Genomic DNA, 24,834 nt, shown 5'->3' with positions numbered 1-24,834 from the left:
TACTTTAAAGAGGAGAACGTATGAAAAAGAAACTTACTATCTTATTTAGCATTATGTGCATTTTCGTATTATCAGCATGTGGTCAAACGAAATCAAGTGAAGGGGCAGCTACAAAGACTTCAAAAAGTAATGACCCAAAAATTGCATCTATGTCTATTCATTTAACGAATAATTTACTCGCATTAGGAATTACACCAGTAGGTTCTGTTATTGGAGGAGACTTAAAAGATTTCTTACCACATGCGAAAGAACAATTGAAAGATACGAAGAAGCTTGGTGTTGTAACAGATCCTAATATGGAAGCATTATTACAATTAAAACCATCCGAAATTTATGTCGATGAAAAATATGCTGGAAAAGATTTAGCGAAATACGAAAAAATTGCAAAAACACATGCTTTCAATTTAGATGAAGGTACGTGGAGAGATCATTTAAAACAAGTAGGTGAACTTGTAAATCGCGAGAAAGAAGCAGAAAAGTATATTCAAGACTATGAAGAACAAACAAAACGTGTAAAAAGCTTAATAGATAAAGAGTTAGGAAATAACGAGAAAGTAATGGCGATTCGCGTAACTGCAAAAGAATTACGTGTATTTAGTACGAAAAGACCGATGGGACCAATTTTATTTCAAGACTTAGGGTTACAACCTGCAAATGGTGTGGAGAAAATTGATGGAAACCGTCCTTTCGAAGTGATTTCGCAAGAAGTATTACCTGACTTTGATGCAGATGCTATTTTCGTTGTCGTAAATCGAGATGATAAAGCAAAAGCAGCATTTAAACAACTACAAGAAACACCCATTTGGAAAGATTTAAAAGCTGTTAAAGGTAAGCATGTATATATTATTAATGACCAACCATGGCTTGATTATTCAGCTTTAGGAAATAAAATGGCAATGGATGAAGCGGAGAAAATGTTTACGAAATAATATAGTTTTGTTGATAGGAAAGGCTCTCTAAATTTGGAGGGTCTTTTTTGTGGTTTGGAGAGTTTTCATTGTTTGAATAAATAAAAAATTATACAATAAAGTTAATTTAATGAAAAGGAGATGTGCCGATGTCAGCGCTTATTGTAAGTATCCCGTTATTACTAAAGTTTACGGAACAAGGGGATAGATAGGCATAATGCATTTAAGACTATCCCCATAATTGAAAAGGGGGATTTTTGAAATGAACGTGAAAATAAATAATCTGTTTCTAGGTAACAATATTAAATTATCAGCTATTAGAGCTGAAGATGCTGAAGGAATGGCTATATGGCAAGAAGATAGTGAGTATTTACGAAATGTAGATACAGACATAGCTGCTCCGCAATCTTTGCATGAAATACAAAATGATGAGCTATTAAAGGGACGAAAATCAAATAGCATTTCTTTCATGTTAAGAACGATCCAAGATGATATTCTAATTGGATTTGTGGCAATTCATAGTATAGAGTGGAATAACAGAACGGGTTTACTAGCAATCGGTATAGGCGATGCGAAGTATAGAGGTAAAGGATATGGAGCAGAAGCATTACACCTTATTTTGAAATATGCCTTTTATGAATTGAATTTAAATCGTGTAGGTCTTGACGTTATTTCATATAATGAAGCAGCAATTGCATTATATAAAAAAATGGGTTTTCAAATGGAAGGGTGCATGAGAGAAGCTGTCCAACGAGATGGTAAGAGTTTTGACCGTATTATAATGGGGATATTGCGGAAGGAATGGATAAAGCTACAAAAATAAAAAACAAAAAAATGACAGGAATAAGCAGATTATTCATACTATAAATAATAGAAAACAAAAAAGAAATCTAATATGTATTAGATTTCTTTTTTGTTAATATTAATCTTTTTTTAAAAATAAACTCTTAATAAATATATTCAGTAATACATATGTAATTGGCAGGAATAAGAATAATTATTGGCGAATTTTTACAATGTATTGATTGAAAATAAGGGGTTATGTGAGATGAATTTAGAAAAATCAAAGCCGGTGAATGAAGAGATTGTAGAATTAAAAGAACTTGTGAAAGAATTACATGGAAGTGTACATCAATTGCAAAGTGAGGTTCAACAATTAAGACATGAAAGACCGGTCGTAGAAGTGAAAAAAGGGGGACAGTTATCACCAGCGATCGTTGGACAAATTGGCGGTTTTATTCTTGGGGCACTTGCAATTATCGGTATATTTTGGTGATAAAAAAGGTATGCAGCATTGTGCTGCATACCTTTTTACATTAAATAGCGTAAATATATGTAAGCATGTGATAGTAATAATGCGATGATTGTTAATGGTAAACCAATTTTTAAGAAGTCCAGATATGAAAAACCATGTCCTTCTCGGCTTGCAATACCAGCAACAACGACGTTTGCTGAGGCACCGATTAATGTTCCATTTCCTCCTAAGCAAGCACCAAGTGATAAGGCCCACCATAATACTTCAATTTGCGGAGAATCAACTGATAGTCCGAGTCCTGACGCTAAATCTTGAATAAGTGGAATCATCGTTGCGACAAATGGAATATTGTCGATTGTAGCTGATGCAGCCCCAGATACCCATAAGATGAGTATGGCTGCAAAACCGATATCACCATTAGTTACGTCAAGTACTTCTTTTGCAAGTGATGAAATAAGCCCAATATCAATTAATCCGCCAACGAGAACGAATAATCCAGCGAAGAAGAAAATGGTTACCCACTCTACGTGAGCGAATACATCTTCTATTTCATGGTCTTTCACGCCAATTAACATAAGAAGAGTGGCGCCAGTCATTGCTATAACTGCGGCATCTACATGAATAACAGAGTGAAGTACAAAACCTAAAATAGTTAGTCCTAAAATAGTTAATGATTTTAGGAGTAAGCGTCGGTCTTTAATATAATCTTTTTCATTTAACGCCATTAATGTATCGATTTGTTCAGATGTTGTTTTTAGTTTGTTTCGATACATGAAATAAATAATGCCTAATGTAACGATGGAAATAATAAGTACAATCGGAGTTAAATTAAGTAAAAAGGCATTAAAATCTAAATGTTTATTAGCTGATCCAATCATGATGTTCGGTGGATCACCGATTAACGTCGCTGTCCCTCCAATATTGGAAAACAGTACTTCTGAAATCAAGTAGGGAACAGGTTGCACCTTTAAAATACGTGTGATGGATAGTGTAACCGGAACGATTAATAAAACGGTCGTTACGTTATCCAAAAATGCAGAACCAACAGCGGTTAATAGGGATAAAAATAATAAAATGCGGATAGGTTTTCCGCCAGCTGCTTTTGCTGCTTTAATGGCTACAAATTCAAATACACCAGATTGACTCGTAATGTGTACGAGAATCATCATCCCGATTAAAAGTGTGATGGTTTCCCATTGAATATGTGATGTGAAAGCAGTATGTAAGTCTACAATTCCAAAAATAATCATAATGGCAGCGCCGAATAGTGCAATTACAGCACGATTCAATTTCTCAGAAATAATAAATCCGTATGTGACTAAAAATACGGCAATTGCAAAATAATATTGCCAATTTGCTACTTCATGTGCTGAATGTTCCAACATGTCACCTTCTTTAAAATATGTATTAAATTGTCGATGTGCATCCCTCTGCATAGATTATATTGTAGCAAATTCAAAAAAGAAAGAAAACTATTTAACAAAGTGAACAAAATACTATTAATTTCATATAGCATATAAAAAAATTAAAAAAACACAGTGCAAATTATTAGGAAAAGTGAGCTTTGTCCTCTAATATAGAGATAGCAATTTACATTATTTTTGCGTAAAATGGTTTAAAGAGGTGAAATCCGATGGAAATAGTAAAAGATAGTTCTCTTATTCAAAATGAAATTGAACGTTTTGTAAATAAAGATGTATATATTCATTTAGAAACGACAAATGGAGCATACGCTTCACATTTTAATGAAAAGATGATGACAGTTGGAGCGTTTATCCGAAATGCAATCATTCGTTTTGAGCGTGGAAAGATAACGGGAACGAACCCATACCGAGTTGGCCTGAAAATGGATCATGGCTGGGTATATGCAGAAGGAATTACGCATTGGGAAGTAGACGATAAAGGTCGTTTGTTATTAGCGGGACATGATAATCAAGGTCGCTTAGCAGTAGCACTTGAGTTAAGCTTAACACCATTTAAATAAGAAGGAGGGGAAAAGAATGGAGAGACATGTACTTGTTGTATTTCCGCATCCAGATGATGAAGCATTTGCAGCGGGAGGAACAATTCGCTTATTAACACAGCAAGGAGTACCTGTAACATATGCATGTGGAACACTTGGGCAAATGGGACGTAACATGGGTAAGAATGTATTTGCAAACCGTGAAACGATTCCAAACATCCGCGAAAAGGAATTAAAAGATGCATGTGAAGCGATGGGAATTCAAGATTTAAGAATGCTTGGCTTCCATGACAAAACGTTAGAATTTGAAGATGTTGATTTTGTAGCGGATAAAATTGAAGCAATCATTCAGGAGGTAAATCCGTCCCGAATTATTACATTTTATCCTGAACATGGCGTACATCCAGATCACGATGCATTTGGCCGTGCTACAGTTCGTGCAGTATCACGTATGCCAAAGGAAGAGCGTCCAGTTATTCATGCTGTTGCTATTACGAAAAATCGTGAAGCTGTATTAGGTAAGCCTGATGTTGTAAATAATATTAGCGAAGTGTTTGAGCATAAATTAGCAGCCCTAGGTGCACACCGTTCACAAACGGAAGCGATGCTTGAAGAAACACACGTAAAGATAAAAAATAAAGATGCTGCAACATTAAAATGGTTGCAACTTGAACAATTTTGGACTTATAAATGGGAGTAGACTAGAAGTGTATCTTCTAGCAACTCTTACATAGAAAAAAGCGTTGTCACAATATGGCGACGCTTTTTCTTTTAGATAGGCACTTCTTAAATGAAGTTTACATACACTACAGCAAATCTTGAAAAGAGGAGGTAATATATGTATTACTCATATGAAGATGTGTACGGTTATTTTCGAGATGGTTATGAGTTAAGTGGGGAAGTTGTATCTTTAGTTGATCCATACGTTGTACAAACATTACAATCTATAATTGGAAAGAAGCTTGTAGTAGAAACGATTAGGGGAAATATAAACGGTACTTTGCAAAGTGTAAAGCCTGACCATATTGTATTAGAAGAAAATGAAATACCGCTATTTGTTCGCATTCAACAAATTGTATGGTTTATGCCGGAAAAGTAAAGGGACATAAAATGAATAGATTGAAGTGGAGGGTCTACTCTGCAAATGAGTAGGCTCTTTCTATTATAAAAACTATGATTTTAATTAAATCTTGCAATATAATGTGAAAAGGGACATGTAATACGCGTGTCCTTTTAAATTAGAAGGAAAATTAATGTTAATATATACCCTCCTATACGTATTAACATGAGTAATAGAGGTGTTTTCTTTGTTATTTTATGATCGAATTTCAATAATGGCCCCTCCAGTTCCGTAGCGGAAGAAATCTTTCAATATCTGAGATTTTCAAAGTTATAGGAGGGTATTAAAAATGAAAAAAGTCTCAGTACCATCGTTATGGTTAATGATTATTCTTGTGGCATTCCCGCAAATTAGTGAAACAATTTACACACCATCTTTACCTGAAATTTCGAAGGCATTACACGTAAGCAACAATGCGATACAATTAACGCTTAGTATTTATTTTGCAGGATTTGCTTTAGGTGTATTTTGTCTTGGATGGCTGTCTGATATAGTAGGACGTCGCCCAGCAATGCTTTTTGGAATTGTAGTATATGGTATCGGTAGTTTATTATGTTATATGGCAAATACAATTGAATTTTTATTATTAAGTCGCTTTATTCAAGCATTTGGAGCAAGCGCAGGTTCAGTTGTGACGCAAACGATTCTTCGTGAAAGTATGGATGGACATAAACGGCATGTAATGTTTGCGCAAATTTCGGCAGTCATTGCATTTACACCGGCGGTTGGTCCATTGGTTGGCGGCTGGATTGATCAACTCTTTGGGGTTAAAATTGTATTTTTGAGTTTAGTTATTATGAGCATTGGGATTTTATTTTATGCGTTTGTCGCACTTCCTGAAACAAAAACGAACTCAATAGGAAAGAAAATAAACGTGTTTTCTGTTTTAAAAAGGATGATTACAAATCCAAAAGTATTAACATATGGGTTGCTAATTGGAGGAGCAAATGGTGTTTTATTCGGCTATTATGCAGAAGCTCCATTTATCTTTATCGAATATTTTCAGTTATCACCTGGTGTGTACGGCTTTTTAGGAATAGTTGTCGCTTCTGCTTCTATTATCGGTGCGCAAGTTTCAAAACATTTACTTGCTATTTATAAGCCTGAGAAAATTATATATGTAGGGTGTATTATGATGACAGGAGGAGCTACTATTTTATCTGTTATTACATCTATCGAACCTAATCAGAACATACTATATATGATTTTATTCTTAATGGTGATGTTTATATTGTTACTAGGAATTGGCATCTCGTTACCAAATTGTCTAAGTCTAGCGTTAGTAGATTTCCAGGATGTGATTGGTACAGCAGGAGCACTATTTAGCTTAGGGTACTATATAATAGTGACGATGATAATTTGGGGAATGAGTCAGCTTCACACAGGTTCCTTAGTTGTCATGCCTCTATACTTTTTAGTTATTGTAGTAATTATGTTAGTTTTCACTCGAGTGTTTATTATGAATACTAGAGCTGAAAAATCGGTTTAAATATATAAAAAAAGAGTCTCATTTTTTTATGAGACTCTTTTTTTATAAAGTAAATCATTCAGAACCGTTTAACGTTTGAATAAATAATAAAAAGTTTCTCAACCTAAATTTTAAAAAATATACCAAATAATAGTTGTACATATGTAGTTGTTACTTTATCATCTATTTTTGAAGAGTGTAAATTTTATGAAAAATAAAACAGATAAAAATCGTTTAAAGGAGAGAATATCCTTAATGAATACTGATAAAATTAAGATTTTCACTATTTCATTGTGTGCTTTTGCAAGTGTGATGAGCACATCAATGTTAACTATTGCTTTTCCAGATATTATTAAAAATTTTGATATAAACTTTTCAACACTCCAAATTAGGAATATATTATTCTTTGCTTTATTTGCAACAGGGATTCCTCTTTTCGGAAAAATATCCGATATGTTTGGAGCAAAAAGGATTCTTATTATAGGTTTATTAACCTTTACATTCTCGACCATTTTAAGTGGAATTACAACCAACTGGTACTTCTTTTTGGGATTTCAATCCATACAAGCTATCGCAGATGCGATGATTGTACCTGCACAGGTTTTATTAATAAGATCTAATTTTAAGGAAGATAAGATTGGATGGGCATTTGGGTGGTTTTCTGGAGTACTTGCAGTTGCTACATTTGTAGGACCAGCTTTAGGCGGGCTCATAATTCGATACTTTAAATGGCAGGCGATTTTTGGAGTGTTATGTTGCTTTAGTATCATTGCACTACTACTCGTATTATGGGTTATTAAAAAGGATAATTACGAAAAGAATGCAAAAATAATTCAAATACCTTTTAAGAGTTCAATAAGTCTACTGTTACTCGTATTAGCAATACAAATATTATTTATTGATAATGTTGGTATCTATTTAAAATTATTGACAACTGTTTTTGTTATCATAATGATCTTGCTATTTATATTTTTTGAAAAGAAGAGTACAAATGATACCTCATTAATACCTAAAAAAGCTATTCATAATCCAATTTTTATTTCGGCATTAACTAGGGTATTTTTATTATTCTTAATTGCAAATGCAATTACATTATATATACCAACATATATGAGAGAAAATCATGGAATACCTCCTGAGCAAGTTGGCTGGATATTAGTAATGGATTCTGTCATTTCGATAATGCTTTCAGGATATATGGGACGTTTGGCTGATTTAAAGGATAATCGTCTATTAATATTAATAGGTGTTTTTTTCTCAATATTTGGAATGATATTTTTGGCTGTATCGACATTTGTAAGCTCAATCTTGTTATTTATTATTATGTTTTTATTCTTCGGATTGGCAGGGGTCATTACAATGCCATCGCAAAATAAAATTGCAATGTTATCAGTGCCAAAAGAAGAAACAGGGGTATATATGGGATTGTTTCAAATGGTTCAATTTGGAACAGGAGCATTTGCAGCAGGTATCTTTAGTCATGTAGTTAATTTTTCAGGTAATAGTGGTGGCGTATCTAATAATGGATTCTTATATCTAGTTATAATCTGTTTGGTTTTATATTTCATTGTATTATTTACCTTGTACTTAGATAAGAAAATTTTAAAAAAAATTACTAATGTGACAGAAAATATAGAAGGTTAATAAATTTGAAAGGAGGTGATTTACATGGAAAATAAAAATGAAAAATTACTTGAAAATTTAGAAGTAATTGAAGCAAAAGAGTTAGAAGTAGGTAACGCATTTCATGCTTTCCGTTTTTCATCTGCTCCAGAAGCAAAAGAAGAAGAGAAATAAAACATAACATTATGAATCCATAAAAATTGAAGTGTGCATCTGTTTATGACAGTTGTACACTTCTACTATTTTAGGGAGCTGATTTATTGGAACTTCAGGATTTGAAAATTATTTTCCCTCCAGTAACTGAAGCAAGGCTTTTTCCGTATTTGAGCTTACCAATGATAACTAGTTATTTGAGAAATAAAAAATTAAAAGTAGAGCAAAAAGATTTCAACATAGAACTTTGCCATAATATTTTCTCTGAAACCAATTTATTAAAATTTATTGAAAGTTATAAAGACAAAGATCTGCAAAATATTAAAAATATTTACAGGTTAGAATTTGCAAAATATTTGTATGAAAACCAAAAAGAACTATTTCACAACGTATTTATCAATAAAAACTCGGATAATGAATTGAAAAATGACGTTAGGCTAGTAAGACAAGGAATAGAACTTTTATTGGAAAGTTCTTTTTTAAAAAAAGAAGTTACATCATTGCCTCAAATGATTTCTGAGATAAATATGTTTATTGAAAATGAAAAAGATATAGGTAGTGTCATTCAAAAAAAAATGTTAGTTGAATTTTTAAATCGAAATCCCACCAAGATTTTTGGAATTTCAATCGCATATTATAGTCAGTTACTTCCCTCGTTACTGCTATGTAAATGGATTAAAGAACTAATGCCAGAAGTTTTTGTTATTCTCGGTGGACAACAAATAATGTTAAGGAAAGAACAACTTTTAAAATTAGATGACCTTAGTAAGTATGTAGATGGTCTTGGGACTGGAGCTGGTGAAGAGACATTGTACTTACTTTCTAAACATTTGGACGGGGAAGTAGAAAAGTATGATGTACCAGATTTTATTTTTTTAAAAGATAATGTACAAAAAGAGATTTTCAAAAAAACAGATTACCATATAAAAGATGCTCTTCCGCCTGATTTTTCGGATCTACCTTATAAAAATTATTTAGATGAGGAAGTACATATGTCCATTATTACTTGTGTAGGTTGCTATTGGGGAAGATGTGCTTTTTGTTCGTATGGAAATAGATCAAGAGAAGAAAAAAATTATCAACAAAAAACGCCTAAACAAATTGCATATGAATGTGAATATTTAATTAGAAATTATGGCGCAAAAAGAATAAATTTTATTGATGAAAACACTAATTTGCGTTTAGTGTTAAATGCAATGAGAATTTTAAATGAGAATGGATATCGTATATTTTTTAGTACTAGAAATCGATTAGAAGATATTCTTTTAAAAAAGGAATTTTGTAAAGAACTAAAGGATCGAGGCTGCATACTCATGTCCGTAGGATATGAAACAAATTCGCAAAGAATTTTGGACCTTCTGGATAAGGGGGTTACAGCAAAGAATTATCAGCAAATTATAGATAATTTGCATGAATTAGGAATTCCTCTGCGTTTTTCAATAATTGGTGGGTTACCAAATGAAACTGAGGAAGAAGTTATGAATTCAGAAGAGTTCTTGCGGAAAAATGCAGATAAAATAGGTATTGATGTCATGCAGATGTTAGTCGCTGAACCTACAACATATTTAGCAAAAAATCCCGAGAAATATAATGTAACTATAACATCGGATGAAGAATTAAGGGGAAATAAATTATTGAATTATGGTATGGGTAGAATGGGGGCTACATTTAATTATAGTGACGGTGATACCTTTAATGAAAGATTAAATCGATTTCTTGAAATTTATAAAAATGTCAATCCGCAAAAGAATGATGAACTACCACCAGATAAAAGAAAATCCGCAGAGTCTAGAAATCATTTCAATCAAAATTCGTATGTTTTACAGTTATATCCATGGGTGAGAGTTATAAAAAACGAGAGAACGCTTTTAATGGATTTCTTATGGCAAAGAGTATTTCCCCTTCCAAATGTAATATATGACAATCAGGATTATTTATACGTAGTGGAAGAAGAACATCAAATTTACCTTCAACATTTTGGTGATAAAGGATCGGGAATACTAGTTGCCGTTAATGAAAAGGAGGCAATTTTGAATGAAGCTTATAGAAAATAGTGTACGTTTCCCTAAAGTTGAGAAAAAATTAGGTTTGGGTATTGGAATGGATTTACCTTGGGGAGAAGATATTGGGTTTTGTACAACGGAAAATGGAGATGATATTACTCCAAAAATGAAAATCTTTTTTGATAACTATAAAGATGAGTTTAATTATATGTTTTTCGCATTTCAGCCTAAAAATCGAAGTGTTCTCAAAGCAGAGGATTACTTTGAAGCGTATGATCGATTATTTAATGCTGTTCCTAATTATAAAGCAAGGGCGTTTCATCAAACTATATTAAATATGGGAGCTACTGAGAAATATGAAAAAAGCTCCATAATAGAGTTTACAAATAAAATAATCGAAAGGTATGGAATAAAATGGGTTGTTGAGGATTTAGGGTTATGGTCTATTAAGGGAAAGACTGTGCCATTTCCATTACCTCCATATATGACGCCTAGAGGACTAGAAGCTTGTATTGAAAATATAAATGAATATCAGAAAAATTTACTGGTACCAGTTTGTATTGAATTTCCTGGTTTTACGGAAGGAACTAATTTCTTTATCGGTGACATGGATGGATTTGATTATTTTAATACTTTAGTCCAAGAGACCAATTCCCCTGTAACTATCGATATAGGACATATTCTTAGTTATCAATGGCTTATTGGTAATACAGATGAAAAAATGTATACAAATCTTTCTAAGCTGCCGCTAGAAAATTGCTTTGAATTACATTTATCAGGATGTCAGATTATTCGCGGTAAGTTTAGGGATCTGCATCATGGCATACTATTAGATGAACAAATAGATTTACTTAAATATTTACTTCCACTATGCCCAAATTTAAAAGCTATTACTTATGAAGATCCTAAGTATACGAATGATGGTATTCTTATTCCAAAATCTCAAAGAAATTATCAGAGAATGAAAGAGGTGGTTAAACAATGGCAATATCAGTAGATAAATACTATTCTTTAGATGAAATATTGTACAATTTACTGCACGATTATAAGTATAGAGATTTATTCTTAACAGATAAATTTAGTGAATTAAATATTTGTGAAGAAAACCTCAAACATATTCAAACAATTGACAAAGAAGAGCTAATTGCTACTTCAAAAACAATTATAAGAAATTTATTGAATGGAAATATAGAACATAGTGGTGGGCTGAAAACGGCTTTCCCTGGAACTTTTAAAGAAGTAGAATTAAACAATATTGACATGCAACAATTGATGTATGAATTTGTTGCATCAAAAGAGTTCGAAGATTACAAAGAAATTCCTTATGCAGGGGATGGACAGTGTATTGAAGAATCATTTTTTCGCTTTTTAAGCAATGTAGAACTAATTAAAAACAATAAAAATATAGAATTGCTTTTAAAACATGAATTCTTAAATGCTATGATATCTATCTTGGTTGTAAATTCAGAACCAGCATTTAAAATTTTTAGTAAGGATATTAAGCATAATGGTCATATTTATTATGCTTTCATTAGACTCGATAGAAATATTGCAGAAGCTTTATTAGGTAAAAAGATTCAAGTACAGCAGGAGAAGATAATATGGTTATTTGCAGCAGCTAAAAATAGACTAATAAAAGGGCCTATAGAAGAAAATCTTTTACAGCTAATTGAAATTGGAAGTCTAAAAAAGATCAATGAAATGAAACTGATAAGTAACGAAGAGTCTAACTTAGCAAAAGGCATATATAGATTAGGTTTAATCAAATCATGAATACAATTACAACATTCGAAGAGCATGGTGAAGTACTTCCTTTTTGGCAAAGCACGATTAAGGAGCCTGCAACTCTGTTGTATTTTGATCGCCATTTAGATCTTAAATTAATAAGCAAAGCTAAAATTCAAAAAATACATCAAAGAGTAGAAAAAAATCAATCCTTAAATACCCTAAATAGGGACATACCCTGTAGGGAAGATGAAAAATATGCTTATGGATTAGATGATTTTCTGTATGCGGCCATTGATTTAAGTATGTTTAAAAAAATTATATGGGTCTCTCCGGTAATTAAACATCAAAATAATATAAATGATTTAGGAAAAGTATTCTGGACTTTACTATCTCTAATTCCTCATCATGGTAATGAAATTATTGATTCTTTTAAAAAATATCCATTTGGTATTGAAGTAAAGATAAAAAATACAACCCTCATGATTACAACTATAAATAATCTTAAGTATATGCAACTGTATAAAGAGAGTAACTTAATTACAGATATCGATTTGGATTTTTTCTATAATCTAGAGAACAAGAATCTATATTATAAGCTTGATCAAGTGTTACAAATTCTGAAAGAAAATAAAGTTACAGATTCGATAAAAACAATGACTTATTCAATAAAAAGTGGTTTTTTGCCGGAATCATATAGACGATTAAGCGGTATTCTTTCTCATAAATTAGATATGAGACTTATTAGTAATCCCGCTCGAAATCATTCCTTACCTATAGAGACAATGGCTGCTCTTTCTAGCAGAAAACCGCTGGATCAAAAATACTTAAATTATCTACAAGAAAAAGAGCTTGATATTTTAAGTGGGATTGGATGGAAATTACGTTCTTTATTATTCGTGCAAATGGGGCAGTTAAGTGAGGCTGAGAAATGTTATTATCGGGCTAGAGAACAAGGTGATGAAGCTTTTTGGGCAGCCTATAATATTGGCATGAGTTATATGAAGCAAAAAAATTATGAGCATGCATTGAAGTGGTTGCAGCAAACAAAAGATGTTGTTGATACAATCCAAGCGCATAGTTTAATTCTTCAAATTTTATGTCATTTACATTTAGAAAATTTTGAATATGGTTTATCTTTAGCACATAACACGCTAGAGATATTACCTATGAGAACGGAAATATATGAACTAATAGAGATTTTTTGTAAGAAAATGAATATGAAAGAAAGTCATTATGTCTACTATAAGGAAAAATCTCAAAAAATTAATCAATTATTAAAAACATAGGAGGGATTAAGTTTAATAATTTATTAATTAAGCTTCAGTATCAATCTCAGAAAGGTTCCTTTGACATCATTAATGATCAAATTAAAGATGCTAGTATAAACAAATTTTTGAAAGATCAACTAAGAGATTGTATTAACTTATTAGAATTAAATGTCTTAAAATTCAGTGAAAAGATTATCTCGTATAAAATAGACCTTAACTTAAATAATGAGAGAATCCCTTTATTTGAAGAGCCGGTAAACAGATACAATTTATTAATTTTAATTCATGTTGAGGGGAAGGAATCTATAATACCTATTTTATGGCAAGTAAGTACGGAATATCCACCAGTTTGTATGTTCTCAGATCAAATAGATGAGTTAAGGGTGGAAATAGAACAAACTGTTCATGGTAAATCATTAAAGGATAAATTAAAATTACCAGTTATTTTAGATCAGTGGCCCGCTTCTCATTTTGTACATGAGTGTTTTGGACATACTTCAGAAGCTGATAACTATATGGAGTATGCTTGTGAAAATGATTATAGACTTGGATATAGATGGTCTGATTATAAGTTTAATGTATACGATGATCCGACTTTAATAGGAAATAAAGCTCATTATGGAAGAGATGATGAAGGAGAAAAATCTTTTTGTACTCAAATAATTAAAGATGGTATTTGGTGTAATTTGCTTCATAGTTCAGAAACGAAAAAAAAACTTCAAGCAAAAGGTTCTTGTAATGGTCGAAAAGTTTCATATGACGATAGTATTCTTCCACGCATGTCCATAACATATATGGATAAAGGTAACGAAAATGTCGATGATTTAATATCCCAAATAGAATATGGTCTCCTTTGTAAAGGTTCATGGGGAGGGGGATCAATAGGAACAAAATTTATAATAAGACCTTCTTATGGAATTATTATTAAAAATGGAAGTTTAAGTGATTCGATTATTAGAAGGTTTGATATTAAAGGTTGTAAGTTTAAGGCCGCGAGAAATATTGTTGGCAGTAGTAATGAATTACGGATGTTCAATCCGGTGTTTGGCTGTGATAAAAACAATCAAAATAATTTAAGCGTAACTCAAGGCGCGCCACATATTTATTTTAAAGAGCTAGATATTTACCCAATATAAGATTGAAAGAGGGAGATCAATGATTGAAAGAATAGATTATAAGAATCTAACTTACGAGAGATTTATGAAGGAGTTTGCAGATAAAAAACCTGTTATCTTAACAAATCTCGTGAATGATTGGGAGTGCTACAATTGGGACTTGAAATATCTAAATGAAAAATTTGGAGAGCAAGAAGTTGTAATTAGAAAGTCTGATTATGAAGGTGAAAAGAAAGTATATACAGTGAAGCTCTCTAAATTTATCCAATTGTTAGAGGATGGAAATGAAGAAAATTGGTATTGTGATTGGCCTTTTTCCATTATGGGGAATAAAGAAATTGCTTTATCATATAGTATTCCATCTTTTTTAACAGAGCAAATAGTTGGGAAGAAAGGAGACAAAGAATTGAAATGGGTATTTCTGGGTTCATCAAACACTGGAACCCCATTACATAAAGATTTCCAGGCAACACACAATTGGAATGCAGTTATATTCGGAAAGAAAAAATGGGTATTTTTCAGTCCAGAATATGATCAAGAAATGGAATATTTAGCGAGTATAAATTGTAATATATTTAATCCAACTCCAGAAGAACGCGATATTATCTGTAAAGCAAACCCTTACTATATAGAACTCCAGCAAGGTGAAATTATATATACTCCTAAAAATTGGTGGCATCAAGTTATAAATGAAGAATTAACCTTTGCTATTAGTGAAAACTTTTGGTTTAAGCACGAGCTTCAAGTTAATTAATTTTATATAAACTATTAAAAAATAGGGGGATTTAATAATGTTAAATATAGATGAACTTGTAATTGATAAAGGTATTTCTAAAACATTGGAAGAATTAGTGAATTTACCTGGACCTGTTGGTCATGAGTATATAATTAGTAATTGGTTAAAGAAACGTTGGATGAATAGATCAGAAGAATGTTTTGAAGATAAAGTTGGAAATTTGATTTGTAAAATCGGTGGGAATGGTCCTAAATTATTAATTCAAGCACACATGGATGAAATTGGGTTTATTGTAAGGTATATTACCCCTGATGGCTTTTTATTAATTGACCCAGTTCAAGAAGCGCATAGGTCAGGTCCTAATCATTTACATATGATAGGACAAATAGCTCAAGTGGTAAGTAGAACAGGGAAGATAGCAACAGGAATTTTTGCTACTTCTACTGGTCATGTTCTTACTGAACAGCAAATGAATGGAAATTTAAACTTTAATAGCCTATTTATAGATATGGGGCTTAATAGTAAAGAGGAAGTAGAAAAATTAGGAGTTCATATTGGATCTAGTGTCGTTTGGAAAAGAGAATTAACTCAAATTGGAAATAAGTTTATAGGAAAAGCGTTTGACGATCGGATTGGGCTCTTTGTTATGGATCTTCTATTAGAGAAAATAGAAGTTTCTAAATTAAATTATGAAGTGTGGTATGGAGCTACAGTGCAAGAAGAAAATAAAGCTCATGGTGCCTATGCTCTAGGTTCAAAGATGAACTTTGATCTAGTAATTTCTTTAGATATCGGTTTAGTAGGGGATATACCAACTGTAAATGAGCAAGACTATCCTACTAAATTAGGTGGTGGGCCAACATTAGTTTATAAGGACGGTGCCATTCATTATGATACTAAAATAACATGGGGTTTAGAAGATACATCTAAAAAATATGATATTCCGTATCAAATCGGTATTTATAGTAATTATGGTTCTGATGGGATAGCTTTTTTTGATAGTGGTATTCCGTCAGCGCTTATTGGTATCCCAACTCGTTATACACATACACCTTTTGAGATGGTTGATATAAAAGACATTTATTCTACTGTGAGTTTACTAAATCATTTTATTGAGGACACAAATAATTAAATTGTTCCATATGATGCTCTAAGCTTTAAAGCATGGAGCATTATATTTGTTTTTCGTTGAACAAATACTATTTTTTCGTTAACTCATTCAAAGTATGTGGTTACATATGCTGTTATCATTCTTGAAAAAGTCCCAGTTCATCATGGCTAAATTAATATTAAAAATGCTATCCTTTCTGTATATTTCTACAAAAAGAATAGCGTTTTTTCATTCAAATAAGAATTCATTTTGATTAATTTTTTTATTCTAATTCAATTTAAAATATCCTTACATTTGGATTTTTTACATAAGAACTATTTTTATATAAGGATTTTTACTGTCAAATAAAATATACATGATTACAGTATCAGTGTATATTTTGTTTGACAGTATTAAGGAGGAGAGTATATGTATTCATAAGATACAACATTGGTACAGTTCTTGCTTATATTAATTTCTAAGAAGGGGGAATGAATTTAAGAAATAAGTATAATGTATGATTTACAGTGAAATAGGTGGTTTACTAAAAATAAGAAAAAGTCCACCTTAAAAATTCAGAATTTTAAAACAATTCAAAGGGGGCAACATAATGGCAAAGAACTCGAAATTTAATAAGCTGATGCTTGGAGTGGGACTTGTTGCTATATCATTTAATGGATTACAAGTTCAAGCAGAGACAAAAGAGAAAAATACGAAGAATGTATTACAAATGGAACCAGTAGGATTACAGAAATCCCTTGATGAGTTAGCGCACTCTTCGAACGTACAAGAAAGTCCATCCCTTACAAACCGGTTAAGGCTAGCTGACCTATCACAACGTCCACCAATGCAGAAAGAGAACACTAAACAACTAGTTGAAGAAAGAAAATATTCAATGGCTGAATTAAATCAGTTAAGCAACAAACAATTAACTGATCTTCTTGTTACAATTAAATGGTATCAAATTCCAGATTTGTTTCAGTTTAATAGTGATAGTCTCAAGTTCTATCAAGATGATAGCCGGGTACAAGCGATTATTGATAAACTAGCAGAACAAGGACAAGCTTATACGAAAGATGACTCAAAAGGTATTGAGACATTAGTAGAAGTTATACGCTCAGGGTTTTATTTAGGTTTTTATCATCAAGAATTAAGTAAACTAAGTGAACGCAGCTATCATGATAAATGTTTACCATCTTTGAAAGCGGTTGCGAAAAATCCGAACTTTAAGCTTGGTACATCAGAACAAAATAAAGTTGTTTCATCATATGGAATGTTAATTGGAGGCGCATCAGCTGATGTTGAAATTATTCAATATGCAGGTGAAATCTTGAGACAATATAATGATAACATTACAACTTTCATTGATGACTATACAAAAGGTAATGCTGTATATAATTTGATGAAAGAAATTGATTATGAAGTTCAGTCGTATATGTATGCTACGGGTAAAGAACCAAAAGATACGATGTGGTATAGGAACATCGATAGCTTTATTAATGAAATAAGTCGGTTTGCACTAATTGGTACGGTAACAGACAAGAATGGATGGTTAATTAATAACGGTATTTACTATGCTAGCCGATTTGGTAAGCTTCATAGTACACCAACAAAAGGGCAACAAGTTGCTACAGAAGCGATGCGTATTTATCCATATTTAGGCCAGCAATATTTTGTAGCAGCTGAACAGATTACTACCAATTATGATGGAAAGGATGCAAACGGAAAAACAATAAATTTAGATCAAATACGAGAAGATGGTAAGAAAAAATACTTGCCAAAAACGTACACGTTTGATGATGGTGCAATTGTATTGAAGGCAGGAGATAAAGTTAGTGAAGAAAAAATTAAACGTTTATACTGGGCAGCAAAAGAAGTAAAGGCACAATTTTATCGTACAGTTGGAAGTGATAAGCCACTTGAAAGTGGACATGCTGATGATGTATTAACGATGGTTATTTACAATAGTCCAGCAGAGTATCAATTTAATCGTCAACTATATGGTTATGAAACAAATAATGGTGGTATTTATATTGAAGGAACTGGAACGTTTTTTACATATGAACGTACACCAGAGGAAAGCATATATAGTTTAGAAGAATTGTTCCGTCATGAATTTACACACTATATGCAAGGAAGATACGAAGTGCCAGGATTATGGGGACAAGGAGAATTATATCAAAATGAACGTTTGACTTGGTTTGAAGAAGGGAATGCGGAATTCTTTGCAGGTTCAACTCGAGTGGAGAGCGTTGTACCGCGAAAAAGTATAATTGGTGGATTATCTAATGATCCAGCTAAGCGATATACTGCAGAGCAAACATTGAATGCAAAATATGGAACATGGGATTTTTATAACTATTCGTTTGCATTGCAATCTTACATGTATAATAATCGACCGGATATGTTTGATAAAGTCCATGATTTAATTCGCGCAAATGATGTACGAGGCTATGATGCGTATCGCTCTGCATTAAGTAAAGATAATAAATTAAATGAAGATTACCAATCTTATATGCAAATGCTTATTGATAATCGTGATAAGTATACAATTCCGCAAGTATCAGATGATTATTTAGCAGATCATAAACCGAAAGCACTTTCAGATGTTTCAGCGGATATTACAAATGAAGCGAAGTTGAAAAATGTGAAGGTAACAAAGAATAAATCACAATTCTTTAATACATTTACACTACAAGGAACATATACAGGAAGCGCGTCCAAAGGAGAAATTGAGGACTGGAAAGTGATGAATCAAACAACAAATGGGATGTTGAAACAACTTTCGCAAAAAGAGTGGAGCGGATATAAAACATTAACTGCTTATTTCGTGAATTACCGCGTTAATGCTGCTGGACAATTTGAATATGATGTTGTGTTTAGCGGTTTGAATACTGAAGAGGATACGAGTGTAGAGAAAGAACCAAACAATTCATTTGATACAGCGAATCCACTATCTTTAAACATGTTATTACGAGGTAGTCTAAATGATCAAGATCAAGTTGATAGATTCGTAATTGATGTAAAGACGGCAAAGGATTTACAGATTGCTGTTACGAATGAACAAAATATTGGACTGAATTGGGTATTATATCATGAGTCAGATTTGAATAACTATGCTACGTATGCAACTAAACGTGACGGAAATAAATTGCTTGGAAATTATTATGCGCAGCCAGGGAAATATTATTTAAGCGTATATAAGTATAGCGGCGGAACAGGGAATTATACGATAGAAGTGAAATAATTGAAGAGGGCTGTTTCGACAGCCTCTTGTAAGGTTTTCTAAATTTCGTTAGCCTATAGAAAATGTGATGAATGGAAAACGTATTAAATCGCATATGAAAGAAGAAATAAAAGAATTAAATAAACTTGCTATCGAATATTTAGAACTCACTAGAATTTGATGCTGTAACGAAACAGTTCAGTAATTTAAAAATAAAAAGCTGATAAATTGATTGTTTTTGATTTATCAATTGAATTTACAAAGGAAGGATGAGTGTAATTTGAATATCAAAAAAAATTGATGAAATAAATTGAGGGAGGAATAGGGGATACAATAAGTACATGTAGGAATAAATGTAACGAATTTAGAGGAATCGATTGCGTTCTATAGTATGGTATTTAAGATTTAGCTAATAAAAGTAAAAATGGATTACGCTAAATTTTTACTAGAGAATTCAGGTTTGAATTTCACTTTACATGTAAGGAATCTTTCAGCTGGTATAGAAGCAGATAGAGTAAAGCCGGATGCGATTAAAGCGATGCAAGAAGTAGACATTGATATATCAGTATCTAAAACAATTCATGCTTCATAGTTTTTACAACTTGAATAATAAAAAACACCTGAGAGAATATTGAGATGTTTAAGGTTCTGTTATACACTTTTATTAGCCCATTTTTCCAATTGTTCCGTCCTGTTTTTCTTCCACTGAGCCCTTTCGTGCATTTCTTAGTAAAGTAAGGAAGGCTTTCCCTCTTTCAGTAGTATAGTATGCTGCTAAGTTAGTAATATCCTCAGGGATTTTATCTCCATAAGGAGGCTTCTTTGTTAAATTCTCAATATCCCAAATTACTTCTGATGGAGGTATTTTGCTTAATGTTTCTCTGATTTCTTCCACATTTTTAAGAGCTTCAGATGCATCTTGCCAATTTAATTTATTAAAATATAAATCTTTCATTAGTAGAGTGTATTTAGTTCCCCATCCTTCAGGTTCAGTATGATAGGAGATTGTTGAGAAAAAGCTATGTAAAAAGTCAGGATGTTCTGTTTCATAAAAGAAACTATCTACTCCAAATCCTACTACTGACATATAATATCCATTCCTTTCTAATCTTCTCTAATTTCTATATCAATTTTGTTATTTGTTCTTTCTAGAATTTTTTGTTTCAATTCATACAGGGTTTTAGAGCTAACCTAACCTCTTGTCCTCTAACATCTAATAAGACTGCCTTCAGGTAAATCATGTAGGAAAGAAGTAGAGTTGTAAATTGGTTGTTTTGATGAAATGAATTATCTAATAATTATTGAGAGATGAACAGACTCGCTATATGCCAGAGGAAGACCAAGACCTATTGTTGTATTATTCACTTTTAGGCTTTAGATATAGAATGTTAACTGATGATTTGAGTATTAGAAAGGACAGTTTTGATAAAGTGGATGCTCTCAATGCTCCAACTGATAATGTGCTATCCTATTATTACAATTTTTAAAAATCTATACACTCTACTATACTTGCAAGTTATACAGAAGCTAAGGAACAGTATGAGGAGGCAGGACCTCTCTTAAAACACATTCCTGATGAGCTTGAACATGCAGAATTTAATTATAGATATTCACTATTTCTGCATCACACACATCAGCCATTGGCAGTATTAAAGTATGTAACAAAAGCAAAAGAAATATTCTTAAAACATGTTGGATATGAGTCAAGAGTGGCTTTATGTGAAAATGTTTATGGCATGACTTGTATACAACTAAGACAGTTTGAACAGGCAGAGGAAAGTTTTAATTCTGCTATTGGCATCTTGAAGAAACTGGATGAGAAAAAATTGATTCTGAGAGTCAGAAGTAACTTAGGGTGGTTGTATTCAACTCAAAACCTTTCAACTTTGGCTATTAGGCACTTATCAGAAGTTAATGAAAACATCCCTAATCATTTATACAAACTTCCATAAAAAGTAATTGTATTTTTCAGATAAATGAATTATTATAAAATAAGCAATTTTACAATTGCGCAAAGGGAGGAAGATGATGGGGGATAAACGACTTAATAAGAGGTGCAAAACAATTTTTAAGTTCGTTTAAACATGACACTTGCTTCATTATTTTCATACCGAAAAAGAATTAGGGTATAGCTTATTGCTTGAAAATGCGCAATGAATCATCTAAGAGGGGGAAGTGAAGTGACAAACAAAGAATTGAAAAGGGGTCTAGAAGCACGTCATATTCAGATGATTGCTTTAGGCGGGACAATTGGTGTTGGTTTATTTATGGGATCAGCCAGCACAATTAAATGGACAGGTCCGTCAGTAATGCTTGCTTATGCAATTGCAGGGATTTTTATATTCTTCATTATGCGTGCCATGGGAGAAATGTTATATGTTGAGCCAAGCACAGGTTCATTTGCGACGTTTGGTCATAAGTATATACATCCATTAGCAGGATATATGACTGCTTGGAGTAACTGGTTCCAATGGGTAATCGTTGGGATGTCAGAAATTATAGCAGTCGGAGCCTATATGCAGTATTGGTTCCCAGATTTACCAGCCTGGATACCAGGCGTTATTGCAATGGTCATTCTTGGCGCAGCAAATTTAATTTCAGTTAAATCATTTGGTGAATTTGAGTTTTGGTTTGCAATGATTAAAATCGTTACCATTTTATTAATGATTATTGCTGGATTTGGTCTTATCTTCTTTGGACTTGGTAACGGAGGAGAAGCAATCGGAATATCTAACCTTTGGGCAAATGGCGGTTTCTTTACGGGTGGTTTTTCAGGATTTTTCTTTGCACTATCACTTGTAGTTGGAGCTTATCAAGGTGTGGAGTTAATTGGGATTACAGCTGGTGAAGCGAAAGATCCGAGAAAAACGTTAACGAAAGCTATTCAAAGTACAATTTGGCGTATTTTAATTTTCTATATTGGTGCCATTTTCGTCATTGTAACAGTTTATCCTTGGGATCAACTAAGTTCAATTGGTAGCCCGTTCGTAGCAACTTTTGCGAAAGTTGGGATAACAGCAGCAGCTGGACTTATTAACTTTGTAGTAATTACAGCAGCTATGTCAGGTTGTAACAGTGGTATTTATAGTGCTGGACGTATGCTTTATACATTAGGCGTAAATGGACAAGCACCGAAATACTTTACGAAGGTTTCTAGTAACGGTGTTCCTTTATTTGGGACAGTAGGTGTAATAATTGGTTTAGCAGTTGGTGTAGTTTTAAGTTATATTGCACCGAAAAATTTATTCGTATATGTATATAGTGCGAGTGTACTACCGGGTATGGTACCATGGTTTGTTATTTTAATTAGTCAAATTCGCTTCAGAAAAGAAAAAGGAGCTGAAATGGAAAATCATCCATTTAAAATGCCGTTTGCTCCTGTTACAAACTATTTAACAATTGCCTTTTTAATTATGGTATTAATCGGTATGTGGTTTAATGATGATACACGTATTTCACTAATTGTAGGAATTATCTTCTTGGCCATTGTAACGATTAGTTTCTATGCTTTTGGAATAGGGAAACGTGTTCCACTAGAAATTCAAAAGGATCAGGAAGTATCAAATAAATAACTTGAAAGATAAATATATGAAATAGTCAAAAAAGTCCGATTTTCAACAAGTGAAAATCGGACTTTTTTATCATTAGAAGCGTTCCAATACAATTTTTCCAATTGTACGTCCGCTCTCAACCAATGCATGTGCTTTTTTTAAGTTTTCTGCATTGATTGGCGTTAACGTTTCATTTAAAGTTGTTTTAAGAATTCCTTCATCTAATAGTTCACTCACTTTGTTTAATAGTTCATGCTGAGTGATCATGTCAGCTGTTTCGTACATCGCTTTAGTGAACATAAACTCCCAAACAAATGTAGCGCTTTTACTTTTTAAAATATTGATATCAAGAGGTTGTTCATTTTCAACGATAGAGCAAATTTTTCCTTGTGGTGTAATGATTTCTCCCATACCGTGCCAATGTTGATCGGTATTGTTTAAGCAGAAAATATAATCTACATCTTTTAGTCCAAGTTCTAATAATTGCTCTTTAAAAGGTTGGTGATGGTTAGCTATATAATCGGCACCGAATTTTTCAACCCACTGTATCGTTTCGCTGCGAGATGCAGTTGCGATTACATTCAGTCCAGCCCATTTTGCTAATTGAATAGCAATTGAGCCAACGCCACCAGCTCCACCGATAATTAAAATGTTCTTTAATTTATTTTCATCCTTCTTATCATAATCAATGCCTAATCGTTCAAATAAACCTTCCCACGCTGTAATAGCTGTTAAAGGAATTGCGGCAGATTCAGCATCATTTAAAGAGTTTGGTTTTTTACCGACAATTCTTTCATCAACTAAATGGTATTCACTATATGTACCTTGTCTCGTTATGCTCCCAGCGTAAAATACTTCATCACCTTCTTTAAACAACGTACAACCCTCACCAGCTTTTACTACAACACCACTAGCGTCCCACCCAAGAATTTTTGGTTCAATTTCTTTTTTGTCTTTCGGTGAACGAACCTTTGTATCAACTGGATTGACAGAAATAGCATGGACTTTGACGAGGATATCGTTCCCTTTTGGCACAGGTCTTTCGAGTTCAATATCAATTAAACTGTTTTCTTCTTCGATAGGTAAATATTCATGTAAACCAATTGCTTTCATTTTTGTTACCTCCATTTAGTAAGTATGTCTTCTTTTACATTATAGGATGCAAAATGTAATTATGTAAGAAGGCACATGAATGTAGTATAGTAACATTAGTGTTACTATCTATTTGTAGTAGGCTTGGAGTGATATTGTGTGAGAAATAGAAAAAGTGGTTATGGATGCGAAGAAGGGTGTCCAGTTGAAGTGACATTAGATGTAATCGGCGGGAAGTGGAAAGGTGTTATTCTATATCATTTATTGGATAAGAAAAAGCGTTTCAATGAATTGCGTAGGTTAATACCTGGCATTACACAAAGAATGCTCTCGTTACAACTAAGTGAATTAGAGAGCGATGGTGTTGTAAAAAGGAAAGTGTATCCGGAAGTCCCGCCCCGCGTAGAATATTCTTTAACTGAATTTGGCCGAACTTTAGAACCGATCATTGTTCAAATGAAGGAATGGGGAGAAAAGTATAAATCAAGATTGACGGAGAAAGAACAAATAAATTAAACAAAAAAAGAGTTCATTG

General features: G+C 32.6%; 24 protein-coding genes and 1 pseudogene. 22 read left to right on the top strand and 3 right to left on the bottom strand.

The window, feature by feature from the left end:
• Positions 1–20 precede the first annotated feature (20 nt).
• From DJ93_RS02035 to DJ93_RS02025, 3 genes are all read left to right on the top strand, one after another.
• Entirely contained in the window at positions 21–929 is a 909-nt protein-coding gene (locus DJ93_RS02035) for an iron-hydroxamate ABC transporter substrate-binding protein (protein ID WP_042978957.1), read from the top strand.
• A 241-nt stretch (positions 930–1,170) separates the two neighbouring features.
• A complete protein-coding gene (locus DJ93_RS02030) occupies positions 1,171–1,731 on the top strand; it encodes a GNAT family N-acetyltransferase (protein WP_042978956.1) in 561 nt (186 codons plus the stop codon).
• Positions 1,732–1,956: 225 nt separating this feature from the next.
• Entirely contained in the window at positions 1,957–2,184 is a 228-nt protein-coding gene (locus DJ93_RS02025) for a hypothetical protein (protein WP_042978955.1), read from the top strand.
• 35 nt (positions 2,185–2,219) lie between these two features.
• On the opposite strand, the gene DJ93_RS02020 is transcribed toward DJ93_RS02025, so the two are convergent.
• The gene (locus tag DJ93_RS02020; RefSeq protein ID WP_042978954.1) at positions 2,220–3,545 is read right to left on the bottom strand and encodes an ArsB/NhaD family transporter; all 1,326 of its coding nucleotides are present in this window, start codon (positions 3,543–3,545) and stop codon (positions 2,220–2,222) included.
• 251 nt (positions 3,546–3,796) lie between these two features.
• On the opposite strand from DJ93_RS02020, the gene DJ93_RS02015 reads away from it, so the two are divergent.
• From DJ93_RS02015 to DJ93_RS34335, 16 genes and pseudogenes are all read left to right on the top strand, one after another.
• On the top strand, positions 3,797–4,147 hold the full coding sequence (locus DJ93_RS02015; RefSeq protein ID WP_042978953.1) for a YojF family protein: 351 nt from the start codon (positions 3,797–3,799) through the stop codon (positions 4,145–4,147).
• A gap of 16 nt (positions 4,148–4,163) precedes the next feature.
• A complete protein-coding gene (bshB2, locus tag DJ93_RS02010) occupies positions 4,164–4,826 on the top strand; it encodes a bacillithiol biosynthesis deacetylase BshB2 (protein ID WP_042978952.1) in 663 nt (220 codons plus the stop codon).
• Between the two features lie 138 nt (positions 4,827–4,964).
• Positions 4,965–5,225 (top strand): YuzF family protein, encoded by a 261-nt coding sequence (locus tag DJ93_RS02005; protein ID WP_052109507.1) that lies wholly within the window; start codon positions 4,965–4,967, stop codon positions 5,223–5,225.
• A gap of 310 nt (positions 5,226–5,535) precedes the next feature.
• Positions 5,536–6,735, top strand: coding sequence for a multidrug effflux MFS transporter (locus tag DJ93_RS02000; RefSeq protein WP_042978951.1), 1,200 nt, complete (start codon positions 5,536–5,538; stop codon positions 6,733–6,735).
• A 186-nt stretch (positions 6,736–6,921) separates the two neighbouring features.
• Complete coding sequence (locus DJ93_RS01995; protein ID WP_042978950.1) at positions 6,922–8,358, top strand: MFS transporter; 1,437 nt, start codon at positions 6,922–6,924, stop codon at positions 8,356–8,358.
• 24 nt (positions 8,359–8,382) lie between these two features.
• A complete protein-coding gene (locus tag DJ93_RS34340; RefSeq protein WP_259300255.1) occupies positions 8,383–8,511 on the top strand; it encodes a hypothetical protein in 129 nt (42 codons plus the stop codon).
• A gap of 86 nt (positions 8,512–8,597) precedes the next feature.
• Entirely contained in the window at positions 8,598–10,544 is a 1,947-nt protein-coding gene (locus DJ93_RS01990; RefSeq protein ID WP_042978949.1) for a B12-binding domain-containing radical SAM protein, read from the top strand.
• Positions 10,525–11,490 carry a multinuclear nonheme iron-dependent oxidase gene (locus DJ93_RS01985; protein ID WP_042978948.1) on the top strand — a complete coding sequence of 322 codons (966 nt, stop codon included), beginning with the start codon at positions 10,525–10,527 and terminating at the stop codon, positions 11,488–11,490. Before DJ93_RS01990 ends, DJ93_RS01985 begins: the two co-directional genes overlap by 20 nt.
• Positions 11,475–12,266: a hypothetical protein gene (locus DJ93_RS01980; protein ID WP_042978947.1), complete on the top strand. Its 792-nt coding sequence runs from the start codon at positions 11,475–11,477 to the stop codon at positions 12,264–12,266. The genes DJ93_RS01985 and DJ93_RS01980 overlap by 16 nt, the downstream gene beginning before the upstream one ends.
• A complete protein-coding gene (locus tag DJ93_RS01975; RefSeq protein WP_042978946.1) occupies positions 12,263–13,507 on the top strand; it encodes a hypothetical protein in 1,245 nt (414 codons plus the stop codon). Before DJ93_RS01980 ends, DJ93_RS01975 begins: the two co-directional genes overlap by 4 nt.
• A 107-nt stretch (positions 13,508–13,614) precedes the next feature.
• Positions 13,615–14,625 carry a metallopeptidase TldD-related protein gene (locus DJ93_RS29580; RefSeq protein ID WP_052109505.1) on the top strand — a complete coding sequence of 337 codons (1,011 nt, stop codon included), beginning with the start codon at positions 13,615–13,617 and terminating at the stop codon, positions 14,623–14,625.
• Positions 14,626–14,644: 19 nt separating this feature from the next.
• Positions 14,645–15,358 carry a cupin-like domain-containing protein gene (locus DJ93_RS01965; RefSeq protein WP_042978945.1) on the top strand — a complete coding sequence of 238 codons (714 nt, stop codon included), beginning with the start codon at positions 14,645–14,647 and terminating at the stop codon, positions 15,356–15,358.
• Between the two features lie 37 nt (positions 15,359–15,395).
• Positions 15,396–16,472, top strand: a complete 1,077-nt coding sequence (locus tag DJ93_RS01960) for a M42 family metallopeptidase (protein ID WP_042978944.1) — start codon at positions 15,396–15,398, stop codon at positions 16,470–16,472.
• Positions 16,473–17,040: 568 nt separating this feature from the next.
• Complete coding sequence (locus DJ93_RS01955; protein WP_042978943.1) at positions 17,041–19,677, top strand: collagenase ColA; 2,637 nt, start codon at positions 17,041–17,043, stop codon at positions 19,675–19,677.
• 391 nt (positions 19,678–20,068) lie between these two features.
• A pseudogene (locus tag DJ93_RS34740) lies at positions 20,069–20,143 on the top strand (ArsI/CadI family heavy metal resistance metalloenzyme); the annotation flags it as partial.
• Positions 20,117–20,248 carry a low molecular weight phosphatase family protein gene (locus DJ93_RS34335; RefSeq protein WP_259300269.1) on the top strand — a complete coding sequence of 44 codons (132 nt, stop codon included), beginning with the start codon at positions 20,117–20,119 and terminating at the stop codon, positions 20,246–20,248. The pseudogene DJ93_RS34740 and the gene DJ93_RS34335, both read left to right, overlap by 27 nt.
• Positions 20,249–20,320: 72 nt before the next feature.
• Here the strand turns inward: DJ93_RS34335 and DJ93_RS01945 are convergent, their stop codons facing one another.
• On the bottom strand, positions 20,321–20,743 hold the full coding sequence (locus tag DJ93_RS01945) for an Imm70 family immunity protein (protein WP_042978942.1): 423 nt from the start codon (positions 20,741–20,743) through the stop codon (positions 20,321–20,323).
• A gap of 238 nt (positions 20,744–20,981) precedes the next feature.
• On the opposite strand from DJ93_RS01945, the gene DJ93_RS33580 reads away from it, so the two are divergent.
• Positions 20,982–21,143, top strand: coding sequence for a response regulator aspartate phosphatase (locus DJ93_RS33580; RefSeq protein ID WP_241484243.1), 162 nt, complete (start codon positions 20,982–20,984; stop codon positions 21,141–21,143).
• 693 nt (positions 21,144–21,836) lie between these two features.
• Entirely contained in the window at positions 21,837–23,228 is a 1,392-nt protein-coding gene (locus tag DJ93_RS01935) for an amino acid permease (protein ID WP_042978941.1), read from the top strand.
• 72 nt (positions 23,229–23,300) lie between these two features.
• On the opposite strand, the gene DJ93_RS01930 is transcribed toward DJ93_RS01935, so the two are convergent.
• A complete protein-coding gene (locus DJ93_RS01930; RefSeq protein ID WP_042978940.1) occupies positions 23,301–24,320 on the bottom strand; it encodes a zinc-binding alcohol dehydrogenase family protein in 1,020 nt (339 codons plus the stop codon).
• 138 nt (positions 24,321–24,458) lie between these two features.
• Here DJ93_RS01930 and DJ93_RS01925 point away from each other — a divergent pair, with 138 nt between their 5' ends.
• Positions 24,459–24,815: a winged helix-turn-helix transcriptional regulator gene (locus tag DJ93_RS01925; protein ID WP_042978939.1), complete on the top strand. Its 357-nt coding sequence runs from the start codon at positions 24,459–24,461 to the stop codon at positions 24,813–24,815.
• Positions 24,816–24,834: the final 19 nt, after the last annotated feature.

This window comes from Bacillus clarus, assembly GCF_000746925.1.
Lineage (GTDB): Bacteria > Bacillota > Bacilli > Bacillales > Bacillaceae_G > Bacillus_A > Bacillus_A clarus.
This window is presented reverse-complemented; position numbering and strand designations above follow the sequence as displayed.